The sequence below is a fragment of the Enterobacter sp. BRE11 genome (assembly GCF_031844285.1).
Lineage (GTDB): Bacteria > Pseudomonadota > Gammaproteobacteria > Enterobacterales > Enterobacteriaceae > Pantoea.
This window is the reverse complement of the sequence record NZ_JAUZUX010000003.1, coordinates 272921-284824: the sequence shown is the minus strand read 5'-3', so window position 1 is coordinate 284824 and position 11904 is coordinate 272921. Positions and strand designations below refer to the sequence as shown.

Sequence of the window (11904 nt, the reverse complement as noted above, 5' to 3'; positions counted from 1 at the left end):
GCATATGAAACTGAAATCATTGTTACTCGCCAACGCCGTGCTGCTGGGATGCATGGCGAGTCAGGCGCATGCGGAAGATGAGGCCCAGCTGATCAAGAAGGGTGAATACCTGTCGCGCCTCGGCGACTGTATGGCCTGTCACTCCGTTGCGGGCAAGCCAGACTACGCTGGCGGACTGGCGATTGAGTCGAACCTTGGCACCATCTATTCGACCAACATCACGCCGGACAAAGAGCACGGTATCGGCAACTACAGCGAGCAGCAGTTCTCCGACGCGGTGCGCAAAGGCGTGCTGCCGGACGGCTCGCGCCTCTATCCGGCGATGCCGTACCCGGACTACGCCAAAATCAGCGATGAAGATATGCACGCGCTCTATGTCTACTTCATGAAGGGCGTACAGCCGAGCGCCGAGCAGCCGCCGGAGACCAGCCTGAGCTTTCCGTTCAGCCAGCGCTGGGGCATGCGCTTCTGGAACTGGGCGTTCACCAGCGACAAGCCGTTCCAGCCGATCGGCGGTGCCTCTGAAGAGATTAACCGCGGCGCCTATATCGTCGAGAGCCTCGGCCACTGCGGCAGCTGCCACACGCCGCGCGGCCTCGGCATGAACGAGAAGGCGCTGGACAGCGGCGATGAGAAGTTCCTGGCGGGCGGCAGCCTGAATAACTGGGACGTGCCGTCGCTGCGCGGTCTGCCGCGCTGGAGCGAGCAGGAGATCGTCGATTACCTGCAGACTGGCCGTAACGATAAGGCAGCGGTAGGCGGCGAGATGAAGTCGGTGATTGAGCACAGCAGCTCGCATATGACCGACGCCGATCTCAAAGCGATCGCGGCCTACCTGAAGTTCCTTGGCGGCAATCCGCCGCTGCAGGCCTACAACGTGCAGGCGCAGCAGCAGACCGAAGCGAAGCTGACGGCGGCGAAGAACCTGAGCGAAGGCGAGCGTCTTTACATCGACAACTGCGGCGCCTGCCACTTTGTTACCGGCAAGGGCGCGCCGGGGATTTTCCCGGAGCTGGATCAGGCAACCATCGTTAACGCCAAGGATCCGACCGGGCTGATCCACACTATCCTGGAAGGCGCGCAGCAGCCCTCTACCGAGAAGGCGCCGTCGACGCTGGCGATGCCAGGCTTCGGCAAGCGTCTGAGTGACGACGAAGTGGCGCAGCTCGCGACCTTTATCCGTCAGGGCTGGAGCAACAATGCGCCAGCGGTGAGCAAGGATCAGGTTGCGGATGTGCGGAAGTCGCTGAAGCACGACTAAAGGGCACAGCGTCTTCTTTCAGACGGCTGAGAAGTAAGAGAAGGGCGCCGCGGCGCCCTTTTTTGTTGGCTGTTATGTGCAGACGCAGGTGACAAGGCCCGATCGCAAAGGCGCTTTACGCATCCTTGCCCGCTCGGCCCGCGACATCCCTGTCGCGGGACGCTTTGCTCTTCGGGCCATGTCACCCGCGTTTCAAGTTTGTTAGCTGCCTGATAGAACATATTGACCGCCTGATGTGCGCTCTTCGACATCGGCCTTAATGGAAGTTATGTCCCACTTCCAGCACGCCGTTAATCACAAACTGCACGCCCATACAGACCAGCAAAAAGCCCATCAGGCGCGAAATCGCCTCGATGCCGCCTTTCCCCACCAGCTTCATAATGCTGCCGGAACTGCGCAGCGCGACCCACAGGATCAGCGCCACCAGCAGAAAGGTGAGCGGCGGCGCGGCGGTAATCACCCACGCGGGAAAATCGACGCCGCTTTTCACCGTGGAGGCGGTGCTGATGATCATCGCGATGGTGCCGGGACCGGCGGTGCTCGGTATCGCCAGCGGCACAAAGGCGATATTGACCGGCTCCTGATGCGTGCTGCTGTTATCCAGCTCATCCTGCTTGTGCTGCGCCTCCACCGAGTGGCCGACCGGCTGCGCGGGAAAGAGCATGCGAAAGCCGATAAAGGCGACGATCAGCCCGCCCGCAATGCGCAGGCCGGGGATCGAGATGCCAAAGGTGTTGAGCACCGCGTTGCCCGCGTACCAGGCCACCATCATAATGGCGAATACATAGATGGAGGCCTGCAGCGCCTGACGGTTGCGCTCGCTGAAGTTCATCTCGCCCGCCAGCCCCAGGAACAGCGCCACGGTGGTGAGCGGGTTGGCGAGCGGCAGCAGCACGATTAGCCCTAATCCCACCGCTTCTAATAACGCCTGCATATGCGTCCTCTTCCGTCGCGGGATTAGTGTTTAGGCCGTTCCATCGCTTCCAGCAGCTCCGGGAAAAAATCTTCCAGCAGCTCGGGCGTCATCAGCTCCGGATAGCGCATCAGGTGCTCGCGGATGCGTTCGCTCAACTCCGGGATCAGGCTCTGCGCGGCGGCGAGCGCGGTGATCTTCTTCTGCTTCACCAGGCGCAGCACGTCATCCGGCAGGCTGTCTTCGTCATCTTCCTCTTCCACCTCTTCCAGCGCGTCGAGATCGTCGAACATATCGAGCAGCGCCTCGATCTGCGGCGTGCGCGACACATACTGTTCCGGCTTCTCCTCCTCCAGATAGCGCAGCAGCGCGCGCACCGGCGAGCCGTCCGGCGTGGCGGGCGGCGAGGAGGTAAACCACTCCAGCATCAGGTGGGTGCTGACGCGATGAACGTGATAGCCGTTATCCACCAGTTCGTCGGCGAGGATATCGGCGGTATCGTGCTCAAGCAGGCAGATATGGGTGCGATTTGGGGTGAACTGTTCCAGCCACTGATAAATCTCTTCAATTACCGCATCGTCGTACTGAAAGTTTTTGCTCAGATAGCTGCCGTCCGGCTGGTGCACGGTCGCGAAAATGAGATCGGGATCGAAGTAAATCGCAATATTGATGCCTTTCATGCGTGCTGTCCTTTGTAGTGCAAAACGTCACTATAGCTTCAGGGCGCGCAGAAAAACATGGGGCAACCAGCAGCCTGCGCTGCTGGCGTTAAAATTAATGCAGTTCAGCGCGGTCCAGCCCGTAGGCGCTGTCGAGCGCGCCCGGCGCCATCTGCGACAGGATCTGCAGGCGGTTCCAGCTGTTGATCAGCGCGATGGCAAAGGCCAGCTCGCTGATCTCCACCTCGGAGAAGTGCTCGCGCAGCTCGCCGTAGAGCGCCTCGCTCACGCCCTGTTCGCCGAGGCGCGTCAGGGCTTCGGTCAGCGCCAGCGCCGCCTTCTCCCGCGCATTAAACAGCGGCGACTCGCGCCAGATGGCGACGTGATGCAGACGCAGCTCGCGCTCGCCGTCCAGCTTCGCCTCCTTCACGTGCATATCAAGGCAGAACGCGCAGTGATTAAGCTGCGAGGCGCGGACATCTATCAGATGCCTGAGCGTGGCGTCCAGCGAGGTTTTGCGTAGCGCCAGTGAGACCTCGCCCAGGGCATTTGCCAGCGCCGGGACGGTTTTGAAGTGGTTAATGCGTAACGTCATGAGGGTTTCCTCCTGCAGAACGGTAATGGAGAGCGGTTAAAAACTGGAGGCATCATAGCCTTCTATGTCAGAGTAAAAAGGGCCATAAAACGTGAAAACAGGCAGGACATCGCGGTGGGATACAAAGAGATTTACGCGCGCTATCGTCAGCAGATCCAGGCGGGTGTGCTGAAGCCGGGCGACCGCGTGCCGGCGATCCGCGTGCTGGCCAGCGAGCTGCGCGTGGCGCGCAAAACGGTGGAGGCCGCCTATGAGATCCTTGTCGGCGAAGGCTACTTCGTCAGCCAGGGCGCGAAGGGCACGCGCGTCAACCCGGCGCTTACGCCTGTCACCAGAGAGGAGCCAGCGTGGCAGCCAGAGGAGAGCGACCTGCCGCTGCGCATTGAGCAGCGGGAGAGCAAGGGCGAGATGCGGCTCGGCGTTCCGTCGCTGGACGCCTTTCCGCTGAAGAAGTGGCTGCTGATTTCCGGCAAAGCGGTGCGCAGCCTGCGGCCGGATGAGATGCTGATGCCGCCGGTGATGGGCTATACGCCGCTGCGCGAGGCGATCGCCAGCTACCTCAACATCTCGCGCGGGCTCGACTGTCAGCCGGAGCAGATCTTTATCACCAGCGGCTATCGCGCCAACCTGCGGCTGATCCTGGCGGTGCTGGCGCAGGCGGGCGACAAGGTGCTGTTTGAGGATCCCGGCTACTTCTTCGGGCAGAAGCTGCTGAAGCGGATCGCGCCCAACCTGCACTACGTGCCGGTCGATCGCGACGGGATCAACATCGATCATCTGCTGCGCTACCACGCCGACGCGCGCTTTGCGGTGGTGACGCCGACGTATCAGAGCCCGCTGGCGGTAACGCTGTCGCTGCCGCGCAAGCATCAGCTGCTGGCGTGGGCGCAGGAGAACGCGAGCTGGATTATCGAGGATGACTATGACGGGGAGTTTCACTACACGCGCAAGGTGATCCCGGCGCTAAAAAGCCTCGATACGCACGACCGGGTGATCTACACCGGCACCTTCAGTAAAACTATTATGCCCGCGATGCGCATCGGCTATCTGGTGATGCCCAAAACGACGCTGGCGAGCTTTCGCGAGCTGGGCGAGATTCTGGAGAACGGCCTGCCGCTGCTGCCGCAGAAAATCCTCGCGCAGTTCCTTAGCGAAGGGCACTTCTACCGCCATATCAAAAGGATGCGCATTCTCTACCAGCAGCGGCGGCGCATGATGCTCGACGCGCTGCAGGCGTGCTTCCCGGATCTGTTTGAGTATCAGCTCAGCGACGGCGGCATGCATATCGTCGCCTTTCTGCGGCGCGGCATTCAGGATGTGGCGCTGGCGGAGGTGTGGCAGCGACATCAGCTGCGCGTGCTGCCGCTCTCCGGCTGGTATATGCAGACGCAGAAGCGCTACGGGCTGGTGATTGGCTATACCAGTATTCGATCCTGTGAGCAGGCGCTGGCGCTGCTGCAGGGGGTGGAGGAGGAGACGAGAAGGGTAGCAGGGCGTTAGGGCTGTGAAGGAATAAGCAGTAGCCAGGCGCCAGCAGCCGAATTATTAACGGTGACTTACTGGCTCCTTTAATTCAAATACCCCAGCAAAGCGACTTCTCCGCGCTGTACTATCTGTGTTTAAAAGTCGCTGTGAAAAAATAGTGACGATTAACATTGTTTTTTCATGCGTGGAAAATAATGTGATTCACACCTCATTATTATGTGATTTTATAAAGTTAATTAATCCAATTTGGAATATTTGCGAAATTACCGAGGGTTTTTTTGAGGAAAACCTATTTATTTCAGATAAATACTGCGCCTTTTTAAATGCCTGCGTTTTATTTTACCATATGGCTATCTGTGAGTACGATAATCACGCAGCGCTGCTTACCTTCATGATGGATAATTATCAGGAGATTCGAATATGGAACTTTTGAATAAAGCACAGCTTGTTAACGTTGCGGGTGCCAACGGGGGGGGTAAATATGAGTCCTTCAACAACCCTAACAATTATACCGGCCATATAAGCTATGGCGGACAAGGTGGTGGGTTTGTAGGAACCAATTCTTGTGGGTTAGATTTGGGTTCTGTTCTTCATGATAATCCTTGTGCAGTTGGAATTATCGCTGGCGCCCTTTCTGGTGCACCCTCAGTGCCCAATGCAATAAAAAATGGGCTAACAGGGGCCGTGACAGGTCAGTGTTTTTCAAACGGCAATGGCAATGGCAACGGTGGCGGTTCGGGGCATAATTATGGCGCACAATGCACCTGGTAAAGAAAAAAGAATCAAATCTGCTTGCACCCTTCCAGGGATTCTTACAGCAGGTGTGATCCTGACTTCAGTTGATATTTTCCCTCAAGATGGCTGGTTGGCCTGGTTGCCGCCGGGAATAGCAAGATTCTTAGTGGTTTTGTATTGTTTCTATGGGGGAATATCAATTTTTAAGGATCTGACTCTTTATTTTATGAGTGGATCGCGTGAAGAGAAATAACATCTGTCTACAGGCCCGCTTTAACGGGCCTTTTTTATACCCAATGCCGCCGCCAGCACCCACCGCGCGCCCTGCATATGGCTGGCGCGCAGCTGGTTAGCGATGTGACAGTAACTAAGACTCTCGCATCCGACTTCGCTGCGGATAGCATGAGACAACAACCCCAGCAATATGGATGATGCAGAACCCGGATTACGGGCAATGGCTGACAGCGGGAGAGAGGCGCGAGGGACAGCTCGCGCCGGTACAGCGGCGGATTACATGCCGATGTATTTTTTGCCCTGCTTCAGCACGACATCGCAGGCTTTGGTTTTCAGCTTCTCGCCCATCGGCGAGTTGCTCAGGCTTTGCAGGTTCAGCTGCTGGCCGTTGCCGGTGTTAAGCAGGCCGGCGATGCCCTGCTGGTAGTCGGTGTTCTGCGTCTGCGCCGTCTGGGTGCTGAGGCCGAGCTTGTCCAGCACCTGCTCTTTTACCGACTTCACGTTGTTATCCACCACGTTGTGCTGCACGCAGTATTGCATCACGCCTGCGGCGTTGGTCATGCTGTTGGCGCTGACCGCCTTGTCGCCGCCGTTCAGCAGGCCCGTCAGCGAGCCGAGCGACAGCCCGCCGTTCTGCGCGGTGCTGTTGGTCGCGCTGGTGTTGCTGTTGTTCTGCTGGCTGAGCTGCGACGCCGCGCTGCTCAGCTGATCCTGCCAGCTTGCCGCTGATGCGCTACCTGCCAGCAGCAGCGCGCTGAACCCCATCCCCAAAATTGTGCCTAGCGTGGTTTTATTCATTTTACCCTCGTTAATGTTCAACCTGCGCGCGATGCGTTGCTGCGCCAGTGTTGCTAAGAGGAACATGGGGTGAGAAAGTTCCGAGTGCGGGAGGGAAGAAGGGGGGGAATCGGAGGATTCTGTAGGGGGAGGGTTGGGGCTGTCGCAGCATAGCCGGGACAGTGATGAAGGTGTCGCAGCTATTCATGCTCTGACCAGATTATTCCAGGTGTCGCGATAAATAATATTACCCTCGGTATATTTCCAGGTAATCGACTCGTAACGCAGTTCAATATTTTCAAGATGCGTACTGGCCTGTCCGCCAGGGCGTAAAACGGGTGAGATAGTGGTTATCTTTACGTTATCCAGTACGATATTGAAATATTCACTCTCAACACCAGCATCGATGATGCGGTACATTCTTATCATAGCTTTCTTTAAGGTGCGGCCTTCACAGAGCGCACGAAAAAGGACGGGGGTCGTTTGATCAAATTCCTTTTGTATTACTACGGGTGAATGCACTCGGGTAGCAGTGAGCTTTCCCCAGTGTGGGTCGACAGGAATGGTGACGTTATGGGATAGGGATTTCAGTTCTATGGAGCCGGTGCGAGAGGGTATCAAGCAGCCACCGACCACAGGAGATCCGTTTTCATCAGTGAGCCACAGGTGAGCGGGTGTTGACATAGTGAAGTCCTTTTTGTCGAAAAAGCCAGCAAAGCGATTAAATGCATATCAAAGCAAATTTACTTAACTGGCGGCCACAGAAAATACGCTAAGCAAACCATAGCAATCCAAAAAGCTATGGTAAGAGAAATCATATAATCAGGAAAAAAGTTAACAGCGAAAAAAAAGAATATTATTGTCGTGATGCCAGGAAACCATGACCAGAATGTGAGCTGCATTTCAACTTTTAGCAGCCGCTTTAAAAAATTAATCATGGAAACCTCACCAGCTTGTAAATAATATCCGCAACTTCATCATCAGATAACCATTGCTGCCGCAAAGCCCCCGCATTTAAAAATCTATCCTCAATAAGAAAGAACATCATCTCAAGCTCAAGGATATAGAGGGCCTGGTAATAATCTGGGTGCAATATTTTCAAACGGTTTGCGCTCTCTGCAGCTTCCTGAACGATACCGTAGACGCCTGTAATCGATGCTGCTGCCCCCAACGTGCTTCCAGCAAAGCGGCTAAGCGGCAGACTGACATTTAGTGACATGCATACAGTCATGGCAACACCAGTTGCAAGTGCTCTGCTGGTTAATGTACTCGTTGCGATATGTATATTAAATTGCATCAGCATGCGCTTAATATTTTGTAGTTGTCGAGAGTCACGGCCGTCAAAAACAACTTCAAAATAGGCCTCAAGCATTTCTGTGAATATTTCTTTTTTCTTGAGGAGGTGATAGATACCTGCAAAAAAGCGTTGGTCTTCAACCTTCTGCTCTGTGCACTTATCATAGAAATCCGTTGTAAAACATGAGCCATAATTTATCAGGCGTGTCATTCCTGCGTCAATTTTGCCAACCTGTTCTTCAACAGCATCACGGACACCCGCGACGGCCCGATCTAATGCTTTGGCCGAGAGGATGTTATTATCCTGCATTTCCTTAAATATTCTTTCGCTATGATACATCCTTTATCCCTTTACTTAATGCTACTGGCCTATATTTCAGGCGCGCGCAATTTATTCTGCTTCAAGATTACGCAAAATGAGCATGGGAAGATCATAAATAAAGAAATAAAATCGTTGTGAAAAAGGATGGCTTGTAAGAGTGCTTTTGTCTTTCTGTTGTCGTAAAGTTGTTTCATTGTGGATTTTATTTTTATAAGTAAAACCTTCCTGTAATTAATGTGGACGCTCGGGGGAGGGGAAGTATTCAATTAAGTAAAGCAGTAATGAGAAAGCCGGGGTAAAGTTATCCAGATGCCATGGCAATGCTTCTGGCTAACAATGGAAGAGAGTGCTTCGCGAAAAGGGATATCAATAGTGCAAGTTTTTATGTGTGGCGCCATCATGCCTGCTGAGATAAGAGGGCATGGCTTCCTTGCCTGTACTGTTAGTCCGCGTTTCGCTTTTTTGAAAAGGCGTTGTAAGCACCTGCTCATAGCGTCACGCATTTAGACGAGACTCCAATCTTTTGAACGCCTTACTGGTAGGTGATGTTTTTTTCAGCGTTTAGCGTGAAGGGTTGGTGATTCCGGTTGCGCGACTGGTGGGTAAGGGTATAATCCTCAGCGTTTTCCGCATCCCTTCCGTGCCGGAGTGGCGAAATCGGTAGACGCAGTTGATTCAAAATCAACCGTAGAAATACGTGCCGGTTCGAGTCCGGCCTTCGGCACCATCGGAACATCAATAGACGTCAACGGACGTCTTTTTTTGTGCCTGAAATCCAGTATCCGCAAGGCTTTCCTCGCTTTTTCACTCAACCTAAGTCAACCTGATTCAATCTACATCAACTTACTGATGCGGGTACAACTGCGGGTATATCCCGGTTCGATAATGTTTGTACCCACACAGAACCCTTGAAAGGATACTCATCATGGCTCTGAGTGATGTGAAGGTTCGTTCGGCTAAACCTGAAGCAAAAGCCTATAAGCTTACTGACGGTGAAGGCATGGTGTTGCTGGTTCACCCTAACGGTTCCAAATACTGGCGGCTGCGTTATCGTTTTGGCGGTAAGGAGAAGATGTTGGCGATTGGGAAATACCCTGAAGTCTCGCTGGCGGATGCCAGGGCACGCAGGGAAGAGGCCCGTAAGCTATTAGCTAATGGCGTCGATCCCAGTGAAAACAAGAAAGCCGTTAAGGTAGAGCAGGAGCAAGAGGCGATAACTTTTGAAGTGGTTGCCAGAGACTGGCATGCCAGCAATCAAAAGTGGTCTGCATCGCATAGCGCTCGTGTATTGAAAAGCCTTGAAGATAATCTCTTTGCTGCCATTGGGAAGCGGAACATTGCAGAGCTTAAGACTCGGGATCTTCTTGTACCCATTAAAGCGGTGGAGTTGTCCGGGCGTCTCGAAGTTGCGGCTCGTTTGCAACAGCGAACTACCGCGATTATGCGGTTTGCCGTTCAGAGCGGCTTAATCGACTACAATCCTGCGCAAGAGATTGCCGGTGCGGTTGCTACGGCGAAAAGACAGCATCGTGCGGCTTTGGATCTTGAACGTATTCCTGAATTACTTCACCGCATCGATCACTACTCTGGCAGACCATTAACCCGACTGGCTGTCGAGCTCACGTTGTTAGTTTTCATCCGTTCAAGCGAACTACGTTTTGCTCGCTGGTCAGAAGTGGATTTTGAAACGGCCATGTGGACGATTCCAGGTGAGCGTGAACCGCTGGAAGGTGTTAAACATTCTCAGCGTGGTTCGAAGATGCGGACTCCACATCTTGTTCCTTTGTCGCGGCAGGCTCTGGCTATTTTGGAAAAGATCAAAAGCATGAATGGGAACCTTGACCTGATCTTCGTAGGAGATCACGATCCGCGTAAACCCATGAGTGAGAACACGGTGAACAAGGCTCTACGAGTGATGGGCTATGACACGAAAACGGAAGTCTGTGGGCATGGTTTCAGGACCATGGCTTGTAGTTCACTGATAGAATCGGGGTTGTGGTCGAGGGATGCAGTAGAACGGCAGATGAGCCATCAGGAACGTAACTCTGTGCGTGCGGCTTACATCCATAAGGCGGAACATCTTGGGGAGCGTAGGTTGATGTTACAGTGGTGGGCGGATTATCTGGATAGAAATCGTGAAAGTAGGGTTAGCCCATTCGACTTTGGTAACCATTTATTCAGTTAAATCAAGATAGTTGCAGATAATGGCTTTACATGTTTATGAACAATATACTTGAGTGCTAAAGCAGAACGAAAGCAGTTTTTTTATCAAAAATGGCTTTTAGTACTCGGATTTGAGGAGGTATCCTGATGAACCATGAGCAGTTAGTTCAGTATGGATTCAAGTTTGGAAAAAATGGACCTCATGCAGCGCGTTGCATGATGATCGAAGAATTGAAGATATTGCTCCAGGCACGGCCTGAGAACACCTTACAAGAAGAATATAGGGTAAGCATTGTGGATGACAATATTCTTCATAAACCCAGTTCTAGTGCCAGGAAACTAACTTATCGGCACATGGTTGGTCTTTATGGGATGTCTCCGCACATACCTTTGTTCAAATTTTTTCGTCAACTTTGGGAGCTATCTGAAGAAGCTCAGCCTCTACTCGCACTGCAATTGGCTATTGCAAGAGATCCACTACTTCGAGAATCTGTTGGGGTCATTACGGCACTTAAGCTTGGGCAAATCTTACCCAGAAGCGTTATGGAAGAACACCTAGCAAAAGACGATCCAGATCGATTTAGTCAGGCATCAATTCAGTCATTTGCTCGAAACATTAGTGGCACATGGACTCAATCAGGTTATCTTTCGGGTAAGGTTAAAAAACAACGTACTGACCCAAAAGTAACGTATGTGAACGTGGTTTTTGCTCTACTTCTTGGGTACTTCCAGGGGCTTTCAGGTAAACGTTTGTTTGATAGCTTTTGGATGAAACTATTACCAGTTGATGAAACAACTTTGTACGAGCTTGCATATAGAGCAACTTTGCGCGGCCTGATTAATTTCAAACAAGCCAGTGAGGTCGTTGAAGTGTCTTTTGCACCTCTGAATCTCCTAGTTAAGGAATAACGTGATGTCTGACAGATTGTCAAAATTACTGAAAAGTTTTTCCAGTCACATTAGTGTGCCATGGGGTAACAATATCTCAGCTGAAGAGAAAGCTATCTTTGTCGTATATGACAAAGAGGATGAGCTTAAGCTTCGTGCTCGCATGACTGAATTTGAGCATGCATGCATCGAAAGCGAGCACCCATGGCTGTTGTTGGACTTGACCAATGAGTTCCCCTACTGGATGGCCAGACAGGACTACAAAGAGGCTTATTTCGAAGATCCAGAGTATCTGGAAGGAAGCTATGACTATTTTGCTGAAGAGCTTGTGTCGAAACTCCATGAGCAGATTAATGCGCACCAAACACCTGAATCTGTAGTGGCTCTTATGGGATGTGGGACCATGTTCGGCTTTGTATCAGTCTCCGCTTTAGTTAAATCTTTAACGACTCAAGTACAGGGACGCTTGGTGGTATTTTTCCCCGGAGAATATCATGAGAATAACTACAAACTGCTCGATGCCAAAGATGGCTGGGGATATCAAGCCACTGCGATCACCATAGCTTAACTAGGTAA

At 52.7% G+C, this 11904-nt stretch carries 13 protein-coding genes and 1 tRNA gene; 8 read left to right on the top strand and 6 right to left on the bottom strand.

All coding sequences use genetic code 11. The features are described from left to right. Nucleotides 1-4 precede the first annotated feature (4 nt). Nucleotides 5-1261: a c-type cytochrome gene (locus tag Q9R34_RS05125; RefSeq protein WP_485892628.1), complete on the top strand. Its 1257-nt coding sequence runs from the start codon at nt 5-7 to the stop codon at nt 1259-1261. Nucleotides 1262-1517: 256 nt separating this feature from the next. Here the strand turns inward: Q9R34_RS05125 and Q9R34_RS05120 are convergent, their stop codons facing one another. The 3 genes from Q9R34_RS05120 to Q9R34_RS05110 form a co-directional block, all read right to left on the bottom strand. Further along, a complete protein-coding gene (locus tag Q9R34_RS05120; RefSeq protein WP_485892626.1) occupies nt 1518-2195 on the bottom strand; it encodes a MarC family NAAT transporter in 678 nt (225 codons plus the stop codon). A gap of 23 nt (nt 2196-2218) precedes the next feature. Then, nucleotides 2219-2854, bottom strand: coding sequence for a hypothetical protein (locus Q9R34_RS05115; protein ID WP_033749355.1), 636 nt, complete (start codon nt 2852-2854; stop codon nt 2219-2221). Nucleotides 2855-2948: 94 nt separating this feature from the next. Then, nucleotides 2949-3428, bottom strand: a complete 480-nt coding sequence (locus Q9R34_RS05110) for a carboxymuconolactone decarboxylase family protein (RefSeq protein WP_485892625.1) — start codon at nt 3426-3428, stop codon at nt 2949-2951. A 108-nt stretch (nt 3429-3536) separates the two neighbouring features. Here Q9R34_RS05110 and pdxR point away from each other — a divergent pair, with 108 nt between their 5' ends. The 3 genes from pdxR (at nt 3537) to Q9R34_RS05095 (ending at nt 5901) form a co-directional block, all read left to right on the top strand. Beyond that, nucleotides 3537-4928, top strand: a complete 1392-nt coding sequence (gene pdxR / locus Q9R34_RS05105; RefSeq protein WP_485892640.1) for a MocR-like pyridoxine biosynthesis transcription factor PdxR — start codon at nt 3537-3539, stop codon at nt 4926-4928. Nucleotides 4929-5333: 405 nt separating this feature from the next. Further along, entirely contained in the window at nt 5334-5684 is a 351-nt protein-coding gene (locus Q9R34_RS05100; protein WP_485892624.1) for a hypothetical protein, read from the top strand. Beyond that, on the top strand, nt 5662-5901 hold the full coding sequence (locus Q9R34_RS05095) for a hypothetical protein (protein ID WP_485892623.1): 240 nt from the start codon (nt 5662-5664) through the stop codon (nt 5899-5901). Before Q9R34_RS05100 ends, Q9R34_RS05095 begins: the two co-directional genes overlap by 23 nt. Before the next feature lie 257 nt (nt 5902-6158). On the opposite strand, the gene Q9R34_RS05090 is transcribed toward Q9R34_RS05095, so the two are convergent. The 3 genes from Q9R34_RS05090 to Q9R34_RS05080 form a co-directional block, all read right to left on the bottom strand. Further along, nucleotides 6159-6680 carry a YjjA family protein gene (locus Q9R34_RS05090; RefSeq protein WP_485892622.1) on the bottom strand — a complete coding sequence of 174 codons (522 nt, stop codon included), beginning with the start codon at nt 6678-6680 and terminating at the stop codon, nt 6159-6161. A gap of 183 nt (nt 6681-6863) precedes the next feature. Beyond that, complete coding sequence (locus tag Q9R34_RS05085; protein WP_485892621.1) at nt 6864-7343, bottom strand: Hcp family type VI secretion system effector; 480 nt, start codon at nt 7341-7343, stop codon at nt 6864-6866. 250 nt (nt 7344-7593) lie between these two features. Further along, complete coding sequence (locus Q9R34_RS05080) at nt 7594-8295, bottom strand: hypothetical protein (protein WP_485892620.1); 702 nt, start codon at nt 8293-8295, stop codon at nt 7594-7596. Between the two features lie 624 nt (nt 8296-8919). Here Q9R34_RS05080 and Q9R34_RS05075 point away from each other — a divergent pair. The 4 genes from Q9R34_RS05075 to Q9R34_RS05060 all read left to right on the top strand — a co-directional run bounded on the left by Q9R34_RS05075 (nt 8920) and on the right by Q9R34_RS05060 (nt 11896). After that, nucleotides 8920-9004 (top strand) — tRNA-Leu (locus Q9R34_RS05075). Between the two features lie 198 nt (nt 9005-9202). Then, entirely contained in the window at nt 9203-10462 is a 1260-nt protein-coding gene (locus tag Q9R34_RS05070; protein ID WP_164474336.1) for a tyrosine-type recombinase/integrase, read from the top strand. A 125-nt stretch (nt 10463-10587) separates the two neighbouring features. Continuing rightward, nucleotides 10588-11349 carry a hypothetical protein gene (locus tag Q9R34_RS05065; protein ID WP_164474335.1) on the top strand — a complete coding sequence of 254 codons (762 nt, stop codon included), beginning with the start codon at nt 10588-10590 and terminating at the stop codon, nt 11347-11349. A gap of 4 nt (nt 11350-11353) precedes the next feature. Next, nucleotides 11354-11896, top strand: a complete 543-nt coding sequence (locus Q9R34_RS05060; RefSeq protein ID WP_045345931.1) for a BREX protein BrxB domain-containing protein — start codon at nt 11354-11356, stop codon at nt 11894-11896. Nucleotides 11897-11904 lie beyond the last annotated feature (8 nt).